Annotated in this window: 19 protein-coding genes; 8 read left to right on the top strand and 11 right to left on the bottom strand. The window is 41.1% G+C overall.

Features of this window, described 5'->3' with window-relative positions:
- Window positions 1-53: 53 nt before the first annotated feature.
- Window positions 54-401, bottom strand: a complete 348-nt coding sequence (locus tag PY04_RS07340) for a class II SORL domain-containing protein (RefSeq protein ID WP_014734496.1) — start codon at window positions 399-401, stop codon at window positions 54-56.
- Between the two features lie 166 nt (window positions 402-567).
- Here PY04_RS07340 and PY04_RS07335 point away from each other — a divergent pair, with 166 nt between their 5' ends.
- From PY04_RS07335 to PY04_RS07325, 3 genes are read left to right on the top strand one after another with little or no spacing between them, the layout of a single operon-like run.
- A complete protein-coding gene (locus PY04_RS07335; RefSeq protein WP_014734495.1) occupies window positions 568-1935 on the top strand; it encodes an ATPase domain-containing protein in 1368 nt (455 codons plus the stop codon).
- The gene (locus PY04_RS07330) at window positions 1928-2227 is read left to right on the top strand and encodes a NitrOD5 domain-containing protein (RefSeq protein ID WP_014734494.1); all 300 of its coding nucleotides are present in this window, start codon (window positions 1928-1930) and stop codon (window positions 2225-2227) included. The genes PY04_RS07335 and PY04_RS07330 overlap by 8 nt, the downstream gene beginning before the upstream one ends.
- A 2-nt stretch (window positions 2228-2229) precedes the next feature.
- Window positions 2230-2904, top strand: a complete 675-nt coding sequence (locus tag PY04_RS07325) for a hypothetical protein (RefSeq protein WP_014734493.1) — start codon at window positions 2230-2232, stop codon at window positions 2902-2904.
- Between the two features lie 6 nt (window positions 2905-2910).
- Here the strand turns inward: PY04_RS07325 and PY04_RS07320 are convergent, their stop codons facing one another.
- From PY04_RS07320 to PY04_RS07285, 8 genes are all read right to left on the bottom strand, one after another.
- Window positions 2911-4131, bottom strand: coding sequence for an FprA family A-type flavoprotein (locus tag PY04_RS07320; RefSeq protein ID WP_014734492.1), 1221 nt, complete (start codon window positions 4129-4131; stop codon window positions 2911-2913).
- A 237-nt stretch (window positions 4132-4368) separates the two neighbouring features.
- Complete coding sequence (locus tag PY04_RS07315; protein WP_048056092.1) at window positions 4369-4755, bottom strand: transcriptional regulator; 387 nt, start codon at window positions 4753-4755, stop codon at window positions 4369-4371.
- Window positions 4756-4892: 137 nt separating this feature from the next.
- Window positions 4893-6800 carry a GNAT family N-acetyltransferase gene (locus PY04_RS07310; protein ID WP_014734490.1) on the bottom strand — a complete coding sequence of 636 codons (1908 nt, stop codon included), beginning with the start codon at window positions 6798-6800 and terminating at the stop codon, window positions 4893-4895.
- Window positions 6801-7007: 207 nt separating this feature from the next.
- On the bottom strand, window positions 7008-7385 hold the full coding sequence (locus PY04_RS07305; RefSeq protein WP_014734489.1) for a DUF190 domain-containing protein: 378 nt from the start codon (window positions 7383-7385) through the stop codon (window positions 7008-7010).
- A gap of 5 nt (window positions 7386-7390) precedes the next feature.
- On the bottom strand, window positions 7391-7762 hold the full coding sequence (gene crcB / locus PY04_RS07300) for a fluoride efflux transporter CrcB (protein ID WP_048056091.1): 372 nt from the start codon (window positions 7760-7762) through the stop codon (window positions 7391-7393).
- A 60-nt stretch (window positions 7763-7822) separates the two neighbouring features.
- Entirely contained in the window at window positions 7823-8587 is a 765-nt protein-coding gene (locus PY04_RS07295) for an ABC transporter permease (protein WP_014734487.1), read from the bottom strand.
- A 4-nt stretch (window positions 8588-8591) separates the two neighbouring features.
- The gene (locus PY04_RS07290; RefSeq protein ID WP_014734486.1) at window positions 8592-9578 is read right to left on the bottom strand and encodes an ATP-binding cassette domain-containing protein; all 987 of its coding nucleotides are present in this window, start codon (window positions 9576-9578) and stop codon (window positions 8592-8594) included.
- Complete coding sequence (locus PY04_RS07285) at window positions 9579-10034, bottom strand: PadR family transcriptional regulator (RefSeq protein WP_048056090.1); 456 nt, start codon at window positions 10032-10034, stop codon at window positions 9579-9581.
- A gap of 536 nt (window positions 10035-10570) precedes the next feature.
- Between PY04_RS07285 and PY04_RS09530 the strand changes: the two genes are divergently transcribed.
- Window positions 10571-12355 (top strand): glycosyl hydrolase family 18 protein, encoded by a 1785-nt coding sequence (locus tag PY04_RS09530; protein WP_081482823.1) that lies wholly within the window; start codon window positions 10571-10573, stop codon window positions 12353-12355.
- A 307-nt stretch (window positions 12356-12662) separates the two neighbouring features.
- On the opposite strand, the gene PY04_RS07275 is transcribed toward PY04_RS09530, so the two are convergent.
- A complete protein-coding gene (locus PY04_RS07275; RefSeq protein ID WP_014734484.1) occupies window positions 12663-13994 on the bottom strand; it encodes a leucine/methionine racemase in 1332 nt (443 codons plus the stop codon).
- Window positions 13995-14110: 116 nt separating this feature from the next.
- Between PY04_RS07275 and PY04_RS07270 the strand changes: the two genes are divergently transcribed.
- The 3 genes from PY04_RS07270 to nth are packed head-to-tail and all read left to right on the top strand — an operon-like array spanning window position 14111 to window position 15609.
- The gene (locus PY04_RS07270) at window positions 14111-14557 is read left to right on the top strand and encodes an Lrp/AsnC family transcriptional regulator (protein ID WP_014734483.1); all 447 of its coding nucleotides are present in this window, start codon (window positions 14111-14113) and stop codon (window positions 14555-14557) included.
- Between the two features lies 1 nt (window position 14558).
- A complete protein-coding gene (locus PY04_RS07265) occupies window positions 14559-14990 on the top strand; it encodes an ATPase (protein WP_014734482.1) in 432 nt (143 codons plus the stop codon).
- Window positions 14959-15609, top strand: a complete 651-nt coding sequence (nth, locus tag PY04_RS07260; RefSeq protein WP_014734481.1) for an endonuclease III — start codon at window positions 14959-14961, stop codon at window positions 15607-15609. Before PY04_RS07265 ends, nth begins: the two co-directional genes overlap by 32 nt.
- On the opposite strand, the gene PY04_RS07255 is transcribed toward nth, so the two are convergent.
- The gene (locus PY04_RS07255; protein ID WP_014734480.1) at window positions 15603-16193 is read right to left on the bottom strand and encodes a rhomboid family intramembrane serine protease; all 591 of its coding nucleotides are present in this window, start codon (window positions 16191-16193) and stop codon (window positions 15603-15605) included. The genes nth and PY04_RS07255 overlap by 7 nt on opposite strands.
- Before the next feature lie 123 nt (window positions 16194-16316).
- Between PY04_RS07255 and rpl7ae the strand changes: the two genes are divergently transcribed.
- Complete coding sequence (gene rpl7ae / locus PY04_RS07250; protein WP_048053601.1) at window positions 16317-16688, top strand: 50S ribosomal protein L7Ae; 372 nt, start codon at window positions 16317-16319, stop codon at window positions 16686-16688.
- Window positions 16689-16719 lie beyond the last annotated feature (31 nt).

Here is a 16719-nt window from a genome sequence, read left to right as displayed (position 1 = left end):
CCCAGGGAAAAACATTCAAATTTTATAAAGACAAAATATCAAAAGTTTGTAAATCATTCAAGGGTAACTTCATTCTCCCAAAGGCCGTGAATGTTACAATAGCTGAGCGCGTAGAGTTTGCCTTTTTTGGTTGTTTTTAGGAAAAAGACTGCCCTTGGCTCTGTGAGTGGATCTCCATGGGAGGTAAATGCAACTCTCCCCACCATTATGGGGAAGTTCTCTCCCTCTGGATGGAAGTATAGTTCAATCCAGGCGATATGGTGCTCTGGAGTGTTTGGATGGGGAATTTCTTTTCCAACACTTACCTCTATCCTTACTAGATCCCCCTCCCTTGTGTACTCTATAACGGGTACATGTTTTTCTCCTTTCCAATCTCCACTCTTGATGGTATCTTTCAGCATTCTAATCACCTCATTTTTTTGAATTCTTCACTTTTAGTTTTGTGATTCGTCCTTATAAGGTTTGTGGTTCAAACATATTTGGTTTACTTTATTGAACCAAGATCTTGTGGAAGTTTTAAAAACAAAATTAAAGTTATTCAAGAAAAATTAATTATAGGGTGAGAGTATGGGAAGATTATTTGGAGTGAAATATTTTGATGATTACATTGTTCAAGGTGGATTTCCGGAGGGATCAATAATCCTTGTGGCTGGAGAGCCTGGGTCGGGAAAAACGATATTCTCCGCAACCTTTTTACATAACGGTGCAAAATTGTTTGGAGAAAAGGGGATTTATGTGTCCTTTAGTGAAACTAAGGCAGAATTCTATGAGCAGATGAAGATGTTTGGAATGGATTTTGAGACTCTTGAAAAGGAGAACATGTTTAAGTTTTTAGACTTAGTCACGGTTCCACCAGAAACAATAGAAAAAGAAATTGAACTCATAATGAGTGAGATCATAAAATTTAGGCCAGAAAGGATTGTTTTTGATTCAATAACTGTAATAGCTCAAATGCTAGGAAAAGAAAAGCTCAGAACGTTTTTGCATACAATGTTGGGGAGACTAGCTAAGGTGTATAATTCGACGGTGTTTCTAATTGCTGAGAAGCCAATAGGAGAAGATAAAATCGGATTTGGAATAGAGGAGTTCGTCGTTGATGGTGTTCTTGTTCTTAAGAGTAGGGGGTTAGGAGAAAATATAGTTAGAACGCTTGAGGTAAGAAAGATGAGAAGAAGGAACATAAAGAAGCCTGAATACGAATATGCGATAACGGAGAGAGGTATTGAATTTTTTGACGTTCCTGAGCTGAAAAGAGCAGAATTTGAACCTGGCTGGGAGAGAATAAGTACTGGAATAGAGCAACTTGATAAGCTTCTTGGCGGAGGAATATATCTTGGATCAACATTGCTTCTTGTAGGAATGACAGGAACTGGAAAAACATCCTTTGCTCTACATTTTGCCGTTAAAAATGCCCTAGAAGGGAAAAGGATTGTCTATATAACCTTTGAGGAGCCAATTGATCAACTATTAAGGACTGCTCAGAACTATGGTTTTAAAATCTGGGAAGCTTTAGACTCTGGTAATTTGCTGTTATTTAGTTGGATTCCAGAAGCGACTACCCCTCTAAGGATATTCATAGAAATAAGGAAGATAATTGAAGAGTTCCACCCAACAGGAATAGTAATTGATAGCTTAAGCTCTCTTCGGGAACACATAAATGAAAGGGACTTAGGAAAAGTTCTCAGATATTTATCTATTCTAGCAAAGGACATGAAAACCACTCTGTACTTTACCCTAACGGAGGAAAGCAATGGAAATGCTGTCCCTTCAACTCATGCGAGTACTTTGGCCGATATAATAATCTGGCTAAAATACTTTTTAGTTGGAGATAAACTAGAAAGAAGGCTGTTAATAGTCAAGGCAAGGGGGTCAAACCATTCCAGAAAGATTCACAGGTACGAAATCACAGATTCAGGGGTGGTAATATATGAGTAAGGGTGAAGAAATCTTAGTCAAAGCTTTGGCTTCGGCCCTAGACAAGGTAAGTCCAGGGCTAAAGGCAGTATTAGAGACTCATTTAAAAGTTTCTTTAGGAAAGGGACTTGAAGTAGCTTATTCAAATCCAAAAGAATTTAAAAGTGCTGTTGCAAAATTATTTGGGGAATATAGTGCTAGATTGTTGGAAATGGTAGTCATAGATCAAGTGAAAGACGTATTAGGTGGATCAGAACCCCCAGAAACTTTAGAGGAACTAGTAGAGATACTTAAGGAAATATATGGTGATTGACCATGGAGGATCCATTGAAGATAATTGCAGAGGCTGCTAGGAGGTTAAGCCCAACCTTAATCACCCATGAGATAGGAAGCGATATAGAAGTTATTTTGTATAATTTGGCAAAAATGTTGAGAAGTGATTACGAGAAATTCGTTGTGATATCTTTCAATGATGCGTATGCTGCTGTTATGAGATATTTGAAGTCTATATTTAAAGATGCAGAGGAAGTATTCGGTGCAGATAAGCTGATCTCTATAAATCCGTTCCTTGAGGAAGATTTAAGGCCTTCCTTAATAATTGAGACTTCAGATCCAGAATTAATCGTTGGGAGAATAGGAGAAGCTGTAAAGGGATTAAAAAACTCAATATTCTTCGTGTTAGGTTTGGACATCTATGGTGTTAGACACAAAAGTGAACTAACACTAATGATTCCAGGTATAACAAAGGTTCTATCCCGTGCTCCCGGAAATAGTGTAATTATAACATTCGATACAAAAATGTTTCCAGAGAGTATTCTTGAGATCGTGAATAGTTTTGCTTTGAATGTTATAAGATTAGAAGTTAGAGTTAGCGGAGTCTCAATCCAGAGAGTTTTGACGATAATTAGAAGCCCCTTTATGGACTACAATCTTAAATCTTGGAGGTATGAGATAACAAAAAACTCTGTAGTGTTCGTCCCAGAAAAATAGGGAAAGTTAAGAGAATAACATTTTCACAGCTTTTCTTAAATTTTCCTCGTCTTCTTTTGATGGCTTTCCTCTGCTTTCGACCGTTGCTACATGGTCAAACTTGCTCCTAGATATCATTGTCTCTATCTTTCTCCCAGCAACTCCTCCCCATCCAAATGCTCCTACAATAAGGACAGGCTTTTCATAGTTTGCCTTGTCGAGGATTTCAAATAGGGTGTATCTAATTCTAGGATGGATATCAGCTTCAAATGTTGAGGCTCCTATTATCAGGGCTTCTGCAGTCGGTACTTCTCCTAGGATGTCTGCAACAGAAGGGTTCTCTTTATCGGTAAACTTATAAACACTAACCTTTTTTCCAAGCTTCCTCAGCTCGTCAATGACTATCCTCATTCTTTCTTCAACAAAGCCATACATTGAATCATATATTACCAAAACCTTGTCTTTCTCTGGAATTCCGGCTCCTATTTTTTCATAATGTTCAAAGATTCTCTTTGGATCTTTCCTCCATATAAGCCCATGGCCTGGCAGTATCATCTTTGCACTGTCAATTATTCCTAGACGCTTTAGCTTCTTTATATTCTGGACTATGTATTTGTAATAATGTCCAATGACTGTGACAACATACTTAGTCACGTAGGGTAAATATCTTTGGACAACCTCGTCTCTTTCATCGTCAATATCCTCGGGAATTGAATATCCCCCTCCAGCATCGCAACTAAAGATCAGTTTGTCCTCGACGACATAAGTTATCATTGTATCCGGCCAGTGGAGCCATGGGACGGTAATAAACCTGAAGGTTCTGTCTCCAATTTTCATTTCCTCTCCATCCTTAACTACCTTGAAGTTCTTTATGACGTCCTTCCCATAGAATCCCTCTAGTAAATTCTTAGCGAATGTCGTTCCTATTACCTGGGCCCTGTAATTGTTCTCCTTTAGAACCTGTGGAAGTGCTCCACTGTGATCTGGCTCTGTGTGATGAACGACTATCCTAGTTATCTCTTCTAAGTCGATGAGCCTTTTGAGTTCCTCTATGAACATTTCTGCATACTCTCTCTTTACAGTATCGAAAAGGACTACTTCATCTCCGAGCTTCATTAGGTATGAGTTGTATGTTATTCCTTCTGGAATGCTCCACATGGCTTCAAAGTACCTTATCTGGTCGTCATCCACCCGAATTATATATAGTTCCGGTTCATCTAGGATTCTCTTGACGAGTATTTTAGGCATGGAAACCACCATACTAGATTTGCCACATGTCATATAAAGTTTTCCATTATCACCTTGTAATTTCGATATGAAAACTGATTAGGTTTGAAAATCGAGATAAGGTTGATTTTCCTCTCAAAACTTTCTTTTACCTGACATTTTCCTTTTTAAAGCCTCGTCCTTTAGGGCGGGGAGGAGGTCAGTGTTTTCTATATTTGGTTGTTCCATGCCTAAGGCAGTTCGATGCATCAGGTCACCCTATTGAAAAACTTCCAAGCATACATTGCACTCATTGGGATTCAAGGTTGGGTCTATCTTAGAGTGAAAACTGCACACGTAGCCCTTTGCGAGCATTTCTACTGTTATTTTTATTAGTGCCTTGTGGATTTCATATTCGCTTGGCTTCTCTTCCATTATCCATTTGGCAGTCTCCCTTAATTTATCTTCAATGTCACTGAACTGTCTAACGTCGATTAGTGCACCTCTACTCATTTTAAGATACCTAGAAACCGCAGATTGTGTTATGTGGAGTAATTCAGCTATCTCTCCTTGTTTGAGTCCTCTCTCCCTAAGTATCTCTACCAATCTTCTCCTTAAAGAAGGATAAACGTAGCGGGAAGCAACTTCAAAGGCAGATACTTTCATGTTGCTAGAATATGACGCGTGGTATATAAACCTATCCTCTGAAAATGGTGCTAACTACATCCTCCCTACCCTAAAGGGTGAGGTTTTCAAAAGAAAAAGTAATTCTAAAAACTGAAGAATAGTGACTAGAAGATCCTTTATTGAAGAGAGTCTTTCATTATAGCCGTTCCGTATCCAACGAACAACACCCTGTCAGGGTCGAGAGCCTTAACGACTTCTGGTCTGTGTGTTATTATGACACCGGTAATTCCAGCCTCTCTAAGTATCTCGGCAACCTTCCTTGCAACTCTCATTGCTGTAAGCGTATCTAGATGGGCTGCAAACTCGTCTATTAAAATTAGATTTGGCTTTTCGGCGAGAAGGGATGCTATCTTGGCCCTTTCCTTTTGACCCGTAGAGAGTTCGGAGAACTTAGCCCTATAGAGAACTGCGTCACTTAATCCAGCTCTGTTTAGAACCTCCACAGCCGCGTTAAGATCCTTTATTTTCCTGTAAACATGCTCTAATATACTCTCCGATCCAAATTCTGGCTCGAATTCTCCAGGGATGAGAACAGAGACCTTCACATTGTCGGGTACTTTAATTTCTCCGCTTGTTGGCCTATACTTCTCCTCCCAGAATCCTTTAACTGCTCCCAAAATCAGTCTGAGTAGTGTCGTTTTTCCGGCTCCACTAGCTCCAACCACTGCTATTATCTCTCCCGGCTTAATTTCAAAGTTCAGGTTCCTAAGCACTGGCCTTTGAATGACCCTATGTTTAACACCAAAAGCCTTCAGCAGATCTTGTATCTCCTCTGGCAGTCCTTTTATATCAAGCTCGCTCTCAAAGACCTTGCTGACGTTTTTGAACACTATCGACCCCTTCATTTTCTCAACTTTTCCATAACTCGGTCTCCATAAAGGCTCTTTTGGAGCATATGGGTCCTCTTTGAAGTACCTATCTAAGTACTCTTTGGCTTCCTCAGTTAAGGGATATATCAAGACTGGTCTCCCACTGGCAGTTTCCCAGACAAACTTAAATCCCACCTTTTCAAAAAAGGGATTATATCGGGCCATCTGGGCTATCGTTTCTACAAAGTGCTTCCTTTTTCTCATCTCTGGAATTCTTCTCTCGGCGATCCATTCAAGTGCTGCTTTAACGCTTAGTTGTCCTAATCCATCTGAGCGATAGTCAGGATGAACGACAACTCTGGCTATCCTGGCTCCAGCTGTATCGCTCTCTCTGAGTGCCCTCTCTTTCGCTTTCTCCCAGAGTAGCGATCTCGCAACTTTCTTTGGATACTTCTTTCTGAGCTCCATAAAGAGCTCATGCATTATCTTTTCTGGCCAAAAGCTTGGCTTTAGCCATTCCTCAGGGAATATTTTCTCCCTAATGTTCTTTTCAACATCTCCATTTGGCAGTTTTCTGTGCATTAGGGGGATTGGTGGATCCACTCTCACATACGCTAATATTCTTGGCTCGTACTCCTCCCTCTTTACAAGCTCTAGGAGAAGGAACCTCGAAGCTGGTGTTGATCCTTTAATCTCTAATATATGGACATGCTTATCCGTTTTACACTTGGGACATATTGGCTTTGTGTTTGCCTCTATTATTGTCCCACACTTCTCACATCTCCACAGAGCTACTTTCTCTTTCTGACTTGCATAGTGGTACTGTTCAAGCTCAGCTATAGCCTCAAAATCACTCTCGTATGTGGCTTCTCTTGCCCTAATCTCGTACTCATAAAGCAACTCTCCAGTTAGTGGAGAAAACCTCTTTGCCTTGTACAGTTTTTCCCAGAGAGGCCAAACCTTAATCCTTTCTCCATTATAGAATTTATATAGCTCGTAATCATTGAACTCCAAAATCTTTATTCCGTCCTTCTCCTTTGGGGGTTTAAGAACTTTTATCTCCACCTCATCTCCTTCTACCAACCATTGGGCTACGCCGCTCATATATAAGCGGTAAATTTCACTAGAATCTTTGGCTTCGACTTCTAGAACTCCAAACCATCTGTGCTTAAACTTTGGTATCTTGCTTTCTCTTACTCTTCCCCGAATGAGCATAAAACCACCCTTAATCTTAATCTGAGCAGGGAATTATAATAGTTTCTAAACTCAAGTGCCCCCTACGGAGAAATCGATGCAATTTTGTGAATTTTATACATTTAGTATCTACAAAGCTTATATCTAAGGATTTTGAATAAAAGAGGAAGTTGCTAGGCTCAGCATACACCGGTCTCGGGCATCGAGTACCCCAAAGGCCAATCTACATCATCGCCTAACAGCATCTTCTTCAAATCTCTTTATTTCCTCTTTGCTTCCGACCCAAAGAACTATTGTTGGTTCTACCGTTATCATTCCATCCTTTATCATTGGCTTTACTTCGTTTACGACCTTTTCAATTATATGGCCCCTGTCAACAACCTCTATTATTATGGGCAAATCGGTTGATAGTCTTATAACATCACTTGAATGTAGCCTGCTTTTCTTGCCGAATCCGTAAATTCCCCTATAAACGGTTGCTCCTGCAACTCCCATTTCCCGTAGTTTGTCAACTATTACTTTATAGAGCGGTCTTCCTTCCCATCTATCATTTTCTCCTATATATATCCTCAACCTGAGCGTGTTCCAGTGTTCAACTTCAACCATGTTTATCACCTTCTCGCAAGTAGGAATCCTATAAATATTAGGAATAGCGTTACAAAAACGTTTGCCAAAACGTTTAGTAGTGCTAGCTTCATTTCTCCTTCTCTGAGTAGAGAAAATGTTTCGTAGGAGAACGTTGAAAATGTGCTAAGCCCTCCACAAAACCCAGTTGCAAAGAATGCCCTCGCTTCCTGGGATACATCAAATCCCCAGAAAAGAAGACCATAGAGATATCCTAGTATAAAGCTTGCTATTGAATTAACCAGGAGAGTTCCTACCGGAAAGTCTCTATAAACGGGTAGGATCCCTGATATATAGAACCTAGCTACCGCTCCAAGTCCTCCTCCTATTAGAATCATCAGCGTGATTTTAGCATTCATGATTGGCAGAGGGTTTATCGAATAATAAAAAAGTTTTGGAACAATCTAAAAGGAGAGTGGTCAGTCTATTGTTGCTTTTCTGAATTCTAGGGCCGCAATTCCAACGAGGATCACGGCTAATCCAGATAAAACCAGCCAATCTGTTCTTAGTGAGAATGTCGTTGGAATTCCGGCCAGGTAGTATCTTGCTCCGTCTACTGCATACGTTAGTGGATTTATCTTTGCTAAATACTGCATCCATTCCGGCATCGTCTTTATTGGATAGAACGCCCCGCTAAGGAATGTCATTGGGAGCATTAGCATTGTTACTATTACTTGGAATCCCTCCATGCTCGTCATCTTCATGGCTATTGCCATTCCCAGGCCTGAAACCGCCACACCTACTAAAAATGCCAGCGCCAATGTGGGTAGAACTCCTGAAAGTTTAAGATCTGCCATCGTAAAGCTTAGGGTTAAGATTATTATTCCCTGGATAAGGGCCATCAGTGCCCCTCCAATGCTTCTCCCAATTATTGCTTCAACTCTCGAGGCTGGTGCGACGAGGAGCTCTTTGAGGAATCCGAACTGTCTATCCCAAATCAACGTTATACCCTGCATAAAACCCATGTTGAATACTGTCATTGCCACTATTCCTGGAACCAAGTAGGTCATGTAGTCAACTCCTCCAAAAAGCATCTTGGCACCAGGGAAGTTGAAGGCGCCAGCCCACCCCTTTCCAAAGAATATCAACCAAATTAGTGGATTTAGGAGCGATCCAATAACTCTTGCTCTCGACCTCATGAACCTCTTAATCTCCCTGTAGACCATCGTAAGCAGAACCCTCATTCTCTCACCTCCTCATTCTAGCCCTCATTATCATTCTGGCAACGTTTTGCTCTCCACCTTCATCTCTAATTTCTCTCCCAGTTAAGTGAAGGAAGACATCGTTAAGTGTTGGCCTGTGGTACGTGACTTCGAGAATTTTAACTCCAGACTTTTGGGCAAGCTCAAAGAGTTTTGGTAGTGCTTCAGTTGCATTTTCGACATCTATTCTAACCCTACCATCTGGAAGAAGCTTACATCCTCTTATGAAATCTGCTTTCAAACACTTTAGGTCTTCTTTTGGACTTTCAAGCCTCAAATAAATTATATCATTGCCAACGAGCTTTTTTAGCTCTTCGGCAGTTCCTTCAGCTATTATCTTTCCGTGGTCTATTATTGCTATTCTATCGGCCAGTTGCTCTGCTTCGTCCATGTAATGAGTAGTTAGGAATATCGTCATGTCATGCTCTTCTTTCATAGTCCTAATGTAGTCCCATATGTGGGCTCTTGTTTGAGGGTCTAGCCCTATAGTTGGTTCATCCAGGAAAAGTATCTCTGGTTCATGAAGAAGTGCCCTAGCTATTTCAAGCCTTCTCTGCATACCCCCTGAGAAGTATTTGACTGGCCTATTCTTAAACTGCCAGAGCTCAACAAACTTCAGTAGCTTCTCTATTTTCTCTTTAAGCTCTTTTCCTCCAAGTCCATATATTCTTCCATGAATGTACATGTTTTCATATGCTGTTAATTCCCTATCAACGCTTGGATCCTGGAATACTATTCCTATTTTCTTTCTCACTTCCATTGGCTCCTCAACGACGTCATGACCAGCGACTGTTGCTCTTCCTGAAGTTGGCTTAAGTAACGTAGTTAAGACGTGAACTGTTGTAGTTTTCCCTGCTCCATTTGGTCCCAAAAATGCAAAGATTTCTCCTTTCTTTACTTTGAATGATATCCCTTTCACCGCTGTGAAGTCCCCGTACTTTTTAACTAAATTTTCAACCTCTATCGCGTACATTTAATCACCTCCTATTAGAATGAGCCTTATCCTTCTCGTGAACTCCTCAATTGCTTCCTTAACTTTCTCCTTCTCGCTCTCGCTTAGCTCGGGCATTTTTTCAAGCAACTCTTTCAAGGTCTTACCAAGCTCCCTACCACCGAGTCTTGAAAACTCTTTATGGGCTTCAATAATTTTCAGAACCTTTTCGACCTCTTCCTCGTTTTCTTTGAGGAATTTCAGGCCTTCCTCAGTTACTTTATAAATTTTCTTCTCTCTTCTTCCCTCTCCAACAACCTCCAGAAGACCTGCCCTTTTGAGTTCAGAGAGGATTGGATATATTGCACCAGCACTTGGTTCGGGGATTCCGTACCTATTCTCAAGTTCTTGCATTATAGCATACCCGTGGAGGGGCTTTTCTTTGAGTATGTGGAGTATTAGGAGCTTCATATACCCTCTAATTCTTGGCCTCTCCAAATATATCACCAGATATATCTGCAGATGTATCAAGTTATAAACTTTTTGATATATGATTTAACCGGCGGCATAGGATAATAAGAAGAGGGCAATACTTTCCTTTGGGTAGCAAAAATGTGTGGGGATAGGTAAGATTTTTTGAGTGGTATGGTAGTCTCTGGTATGGAGGGTTATTAAGCCTGACTGGGGACTGTTGAAGGCCTTGGAAATGTGGAGAGTAATCGTTCCTTCGAAAGCCAGCCGATGAAGATGGAAGCTGTAAACCTACCCGCTATGAGATTCCCACACAACCCACGAGTAGGAAGAACGAGATGTCAGTCTATATAGCCCCATCTTTCTTTTTTGCTACTTCTTCTTGTCCTTTATCGGTCGTGATTAATTTAGCTCTCAACCTCCTTGCTTTTTCTTTTGAAAGCCTCGCCCTTCAGGGCGAGGAGGAGGTCAGCTCTACTTAACCCCTTTCTTGGTTATTTTGTCTATCTAAAATAATACCTTAATAGATAAACCCTTATATGGATCATTATGGGTGACAAATCATGAGAAGGGCACTTTTTCTTGTGATGCTTTTGTGTCTCTCTGCAATCCCTATTGGCATGAATGCTTCTGCAACTCAATCAGAATTTAAGTTAATTGCCCATCCAATTGCATGGGATGCAGTTAACCTAACATGGACTCCAATAAAAGATGCCAAGGCCTATGAAGTATACAGGTCTTTAAATGTAAGTGATATTGTATCTTCTGAAAATTTAGTCTTTGTGGTTAATTGGAGCAGTCATCCCAGGTACAAAGAGAATTGGAACTACCTGCCCGGTGAAATCGTTGAATACCACGGCTACCTATGGAGAGCAAAAAGGGTGACATCTCAGCCCCCAGGGGAGGGAGAAGATTGGGAGAAAGTTGGGCCGATCACACCTACCAACACGGCGATTGACTACTTCAATGTCACTGGCAATACAACCTACTACTATGCCGTTGTTCCTATCTTTAAGGATGGGAAAAAAGGAGAGCCGAGTAACATAGTAAAGGTCACAACGCCCCCTCAACCGTATAGGATCGTTGTATACTACATTTCATGGGGAATCTACGCTAGAGCTTTCTCTCCGTACGACATACCATTTGAAAATGTCACCCACGTCAACTATGCATTCCTTAAGTTACTAGAGAACGGAACAGTCACGTGGGCAGATCCATGGGCAGATCCAATGAATCTCGAATCATTCAAGGAGTTAAAGAGAAGATACCCCGCGGTTAAATTCCTTATCTCGGTTGGAGGCTGGACGCTTAGTAAGTACTTCTCACCTGTTGCCGCTGATCCTAAGAAAAGAGAAGAGTTCATACGTAGTGCTATCTCCATAATAAGGAAGTACAATCTCGACGGCATTGATATTGACTGGGAGTACCCTGGCGGTGGAGGGATGGAAGATAACTACGTAAGTCCAGATGATCCAAAGAATTTCATAATTCTGCTGAGAGAATTTAGAGAAGCCCTGGATAAAGCCGGAAAGGAGGACAAAAAACATTACCTCTTAACCGTTGCTGCTCCGGCGAGTATAGATATAGCTTCAAGAATTGACTGGGAGGAAGCAAGCAAGTACCTTGATTTTATAAATGTGATGACCTACGACTACGCAGGCCCATGGAGCCCTGTTACTGCCCACAATGCTCCTCTCTATAAGAATCCGAATGGGCCAGACTATGGTTCTGTGAACGAGACGATAATGTGGTACCTGAGGCACGTCCCTGATAAGAGAAAAATAGTTCTTGGCCTTCCATTCTACGCTAGAAGCTTTGCAAATGTGCCTCCTAAGAACAATGGACTATTCCAACCATATAGTGGCACTCCTGCCGGAACATGGGGATCTGCAGCGGAAACTCATGGGGTGATGGATTATTGGGATGTTGCTGAAAAGGCCAGAAGCGAGGCATATGAATATTTCTGGGACGACTACTCTCAAGTTCCATGGCTGTATTCAAGGCAGTATAGGATTTTTATAACATTTGACGATCCTAAGAGCATCTACATAAAGACCAGGTATATGCTCAATAATAGTCTAGGAGGAGTTATGGTCTGGGAGATTACCGCCGATAGGAAGCCGGGAACGCATTCCCATCCTCTGTTAGATGCAATACTAAGGGGACTTGAAGAGAAACCTCCAGCATGGATTCCGGACAAGTATTACCTTGGAACAAATATTCCCCAAAACATAACAATACCCTCCCCAGAAACGGTTCCTTATCCGAAGAAGGGTATCTGTGGACCAGGTATTGCTGTGCTCCTTGCAATTGGGATTTCGGCCTTTTTAAGGCAGAAGAACAATTGATGTTCTAAATTTCTTTTTCCAAATTATCCTCTCATTCCTTCTTTGACTTTTCTTTTTTCAAGCCTCGCCCTTTAGGGCGGAGGAGGAGGTCAGACTCCTTACAGGGAATTTTTTAATAAACCGACTTAATGTTGCCCGTTTATTCATAATAATTGAATTTTCTGAAGCATGTTATCAAGTGGAGGTCGTTGAATTTGTGTACCTTTATTACTTCGTCCTGGACTATGTATGGATGAGTTTTCTACACTAATCCTTCCGCTGAAATAGTAATAAGGAAGTAAAACCTAATATCATCTGGAGATGAACATTACCATCCTTGAACTTTTTCTAGAACATCGTCTGGGACTCTTCCCTCTTCGACGTCTGTTATTGCCTTCTCTAGAATATTAAGCCCATCCTCTAGTGTCTCCTCTTCTATTGTTAAGGGAGGCTGTATCCTAAGGACGTTTCCCTGGAGGAATGTCACTATAAGGCCGAGCTCAAATGCTCTCCATACAACCTTCTTCGCCTCTTCAAAAGCTCTTTCTTTGGTTTCTCTGTTCTTAACGAGCTCAACGCCAAGCATTAAGCCTAGTCCTCTAACATCTCCAATTATCTCATGTTCTTCTTTCATTTTTTCGAGTCGTTTCTTTGCATAATTTCCTAATTTCTCTGCTCTTCTGAGTAAGTCTTTTTCTTCGATTTCATCAATGACAGCTAAAGCAGCCCTAGCGGCTGTTGGATTCCCCGATAGTGTAAATGCATGGCTAAGAGGTGGGAGAGAATCCATGATTTCTGCCTTTCCAATCGTTGCACTTATTGGAAGCCCTCCTCCCAAGGGCTTTGCTACTGTTATTATGTCTGGTTTTACGTCAAAATGCTCTATAGCAAACCACTTCCCCGTTCTTCCCATTCCACTCTGAACCTCGTCTACAACCAACAGTATCCCATGCTCCTTCAAGATCTTCCTCACTTTCTTAAAGTAGTTTTTTGGTGGGACTACCATGCCAGAATCTCCTTGAATTGGTTCTGCAAAAAGTGCTGCGACTCCCTCAGCGTAAACTTCACCTTCAAACTTCTCCTTTATATATTCAACACATTCCATGTTGCAAGTTTTTGGGTCTTTTCCAAATGGGCAGCGATAGCAGTTTGGATAGGGAATGTAATGAACACCGCTGAGCTCTCCCACCATAGCCCTTACATGGAAGTCTAGACCAGTCAGACTCATTGCTCCATACGTTGATCCGTAAAAACTCTTCATGTAGCTTAAAATCACCTGTCTCTTAGTGTAGGCTCTTGCAAACTTTATAGCCCCATCGTTTGCATCTGCTCCAGACAATCCAAAAGAAACTTTGGCGTTCTCTATGGGAGCAATCTCAACTAGCTTTTCTGCCAAAAGAAGGGGCTCAATTGGAAAGGAATATATGTAAGTTGCGTGTATTAACTTTTCGACCTGTTCCTTTATGGCTTTTACAACTCTGGGATTATTATGTCCAACGTTTTGAACTGCTGCGTCACTTAGGAAGTCAATGTATTCCCTTCCTTTAATATCCCATATCTTAGCATTTTCCGCTCTAACGGGGACTAGGGGAAAATAAGTTGTCCTGTTTGCTGGAGCTATTACCCTATTATACCTCTCCACAACTTCCTCTGGCTCCATAACTCTCCCCAATATTAATTCTCACAAAAATCGATAACTTTTTCGCTGAATTTTTGCTATTTCAACAAAATCTTTATTTACGAATAAAACGAATTAGTAAAATTGGGGGTGAAATAATGCTGGATGAGCTAGACAGGAGGATATTGCACTTACTCCAAGAAGATGGTAGGATTAGTTACTCTGAGATTGCTAGGTTAATAGGGGTGCCTGAATCGACGGTGAGGGCCAGGGTAAAGAAGTTAGTTGAAAAAGGAATAATAAGGAAATTTGCTGCCCTAATAAACCCATTTAAAGCCGGATATGAGATAGTTGCTGTGATAGCTGTAGACGCTGAGCCCAGTAAGGTTAGAGAAGTTGCAGAAAAACTTGCTGAACTTCCAGAAGTTGACGTTCTGGGAATAGCTACGGGAGCCCATGATATCTTTATGCAAGTCACTGTTAGAAACCTTGAAGAGCTGGAGAGATTTCTGCTGGATAAGCTTGGAAAGATAGATGGTATTAAAAGCACGGAAACATCTATATTGACAAGCGTGAAGAAATGGGGATATGCGAGGGTGTTCTAAAATGAGAAGGGTTGTTTTGAAACCTTTAATTGATATAGAGCTACCCCAAGACTTTGCTGAGATACTCAGGGCAAAACTCAAAGGAAAGGAAGTTAAAAGTGGAGATGTTGTTGGAATTGAGATACTTGGCAAGGAGCTAGAATTTAAGGTAGTTCATGCAACACCTTCACCCCAGAAGATCACAGAAAAGACTCAGATTTTGCTTACCAGGTTAGGAATTGAAACTCTAGAGGTGGAATTTGAAAGAGAGCCAATTGACGTCCTATGTTCTGGAGATAAAATTGTTGTAATCTTTAACAATGAAGTTCTAATTTTGAACCAATATCTCGAGGAAATTTATAAAGAAAAGTTCGAAAAAATAATTAAAGTAGTTCCAATGAATGGAGGATTGGTGGTCGTTGATGGAAGAAAACTTAAGGTCATTAAGTTCTAGAGTTTTGAAAATTATTCAAATTCTGAAAGAGACGTATCCAAGGGAGAAACATGTTTCCGGGGATCCATATAGAACCCTCATCAAGTGCATAATCTCTCAAAGAAATCGTGATGAAGTAACAGATAGGGTTGCTGAGGAGCTTTTCAAGAGGTATCCTAGCATGGAGGACATTGCAAGGGCTTCAATTGAGGAGATGCAAGAGTTTCTCAAAAATCTTGGAATTGGCCTTTGGAAAACCAAAGGACGGTGGATAGTTGAATCAACTAGAATAATCCTCGAAAAATATGGAGGGGTAGTTCCGAATACTTTAGAGGAACTCATGAAACTCCCTGGAATAGGCAGAAAGTGTGCCAATATAGTTTTAGCCTATGGATTTGGAATTCCAGCGATTCCAGTTGACACCCATGTAAATAGGGTTAGTAAGAGACTTGGTCTTGTCCCTCCAAATGCAACACCAGAGAAGGTTGAAGAAATTCTGAAAAAGCTTCTTCCAAAGGATGAATGGTTGTACGTTAATCATGCGATGGTTGATCATGGAAAGGCTGTCTGCAGACCTATAAAGCCTAAGTGTGACGAATGCCCTTTAAGGGATATCTGCCCGAAGATTGGAGTTCAGTAAGGTTCAAGCCAATAACTCATGTCAATTAACTTTCTTTTAAGCCATCTTCCATAGACATAGCCTAGTAAAAGACCTGTTGCAAGTCCGCCAAAGTGTGCTATCGCGTTCACTCCGGGGAGTATGCTGTTTATTAAGAACAAAATTATTGCATTTATGAGGGCCTTTTGCATATTTCTCCTTAGAACTCCTTCTATTGATAAGGAAGCCCCAACTATTCCAAAGAGACCTCCACTGGCTCCTCCCGAAGCTACATACAGTGGAAGAGTAAAGAGGCTGAGTATGTTCCCGACGAGTGCCGAAAGGAAAAATACGATCAGGAATCTTTTCATCCCTATGATCCCTTCTAAGTCAATCCCCAAATAGAATAGCCAAAATGAGTTTAATGCAAAGTGTACGAAGCCCATATGAACAAAAATGGCAGTTATTAAGCGCCACCATTCTCCATTAAGCAGGACAAGACCGTTTATCTGTGCGAGTTGAAGAATAGCTTTGTCAAATCCAACGATTACTTCATAGACGAAAACTGCTGTGATGATAACAAGCAATCCAAATGTTCCTGGGAAATGCTTCCAAATCTTCCTCACCTATCTCCCCATTTTTGGGAGTAATGCTGATTTTAAAAATGTATTGTCTAACCAAAATCCTTTTAAATTATCCAATATCAACCAAGCTCGACAGATGAACGATGACGAAGGGAGGGATGGATGATGGCCAAGCCAAGTTACGTTAAGTTTGAAGTCCCAAAGGAGCTCGCTGAGAAGGCACTTCAGGCAGTAGAAATTGCTAGGGACACTGGAAAAATAAGGAAGGGAACAAACGAAACTACAAAGGCCGTTGAGAGGGGTCAGGCAAAGCTTGTCATAATAGCTGAAGACGTTGATCCAGAGGAAATAGTAGCTCACTTGCCACCTCTCTGTGAGGAGAAGGAGATCCCATACATTTACGTTCCAAGCAAGAAGGAGCTTGGTGCTGCTGCTGGGATTGAGGTTGCTGCAGCTAGTGTTGCTATAATTGAGCCTGGTAAGGCGAGAGATTTAGTTGAGGAAATTGCAATGAAGGTTAGGGAGCTCATGAAGTGAGCTCCCTTCCTTTATTTCCTCTCTCATTTAA

This window comes from Pyrococcus sp. ST04 (assembly GCF_000263735.1).
GTDB lineage: Archaea > Methanobacteriota_B > Thermococci > Thermococcales > Thermococcaceae > Pyrococcus.
This window is presented reverse-complemented; position numbering and strand designations above follow the sequence as displayed.

What these genes read in the sequence shown, in the direction of transcription:
- PY04_RS07340 (WP_014734496.1), bottom strand. Translation starts at nt 401, where the DNA reads ATGCTGAAAGATACCATCAAGAGTGGAGATTGGAAAGGAGAAAAACAT.
- PY04_RS07335 (WP_014734495.1), top strand. Translation starts at nt 568, where the DNA reads ATGGGAAGATTATTTGGAGTGAAATATTTTGATGATTACATTGTTCAA.
- PY04_RS07330 (WP_014734494.1), top strand. Translation starts at nt 1,928, where the DNA reads ATGAGTAAGGGTGAAGAAATCTTAGTCAAAGCTTTGGCTTCGGCCCTA.
- PY04_RS07325 (WP_014734493.1), top strand. Translation starts at nt 2,230, where the DNA reads ATGGAGGATCCATTGAAGATAATTGCAGAGGCTGCTAGGAGGTTAAGC.
- PY04_RS07320 (WP_014734492.1), bottom strand. Translation starts at nt 4,131, where the DNA reads ATGCCTAAAATACTCGTCAAGAGAATCCTAGATGAACCGGAACTATAT.
- PY04_RS07315 (WP_048056092.1), bottom strand. Translation starts at nt 4,755, where the DNA reads ATGAAAGTATCTGCCTTTGAAGTTGCTTCCCGCTACGTTTATCCTTCT.
- PY04_RS07310 (WP_014734490.1), bottom strand. Translation starts at nt 6,800, where the DNA reads ATGCTCATTCGGGGAAGAGTAAGAGAAAGCAAGATACCAAAGTTTAAG.
- PY04_RS07305 (WP_014734489.1), bottom strand. Translation starts at nt 7,385, where the DNA reads ATGGTTGAAGTTGAACACTGGAACACGCTCAGGTTGAGGATATATATA.
- crcB (WP_048056091.1), bottom strand. Translation starts at nt 7,762, where the DNA reads ATGAATGCTAAAATCACGCTGATGATTCTAATAGGAGGAGGACTTGGA.
- PY04_RS07295 (WP_014734487.1), bottom strand. Translation starts at nt 8,587, where the DNA reads ATGAGGGTTCTGCTTACGATGGTCTACAGGGAGATTAAGAGGTTCATG.
- PY04_RS07290 (WP_014734486.1), bottom strand. Translation starts at nt 9,578, where the DNA reads ATGTACGCGATAGAGGTTGAAAATTTAGTTAAAAAGTACGGGGACTTC.
- PY04_RS09530 (WP_081482823.1), top strand. Translation starts at nt 10,571, where the DNA reads ATGAGAAGGGCACTTTTTCTTGTGATGCTTTTGTGTCTCTCTGCAATC.
- PY04_RS07275 (WP_014734484.1), bottom strand. Translation starts at nt 13,994, where the DNA reads ATGGAGCCAGAGGAAGTTGTGGAGAGGTATAATAGGGTAATAGCTCCA.
- PY04_RS07270 (WP_014734483.1), top strand. Translation starts at nt 14,111, where the DNA reads ATGCTGGATGAGCTAGACAGGAGGATATTGCACTTACTCCAAGAAGAT.
- PY04_RS07265 (WP_014734482.1), top strand. Translation starts at nt 14,559, where the DNA reads ATGAGAAGGGTTGTTTTGAAACCTTTAATTGATATAGAGCTACCCCAA.
- nth (WP_014734481.1), top strand. Translation starts at nt 14,959, where the DNA reads ATGGAAGAAAACTTAAGGTCATTAAGTTCTAGAGTTTTGAAAATTATT.
- rpl7ae (WP_048053601.1), top strand. Translation starts at nt 16,317, where the DNA reads ATGGCCAAGCCAAGTTACGTTAAGTTTGAAGTCCCAAAGGAGCTCGCT.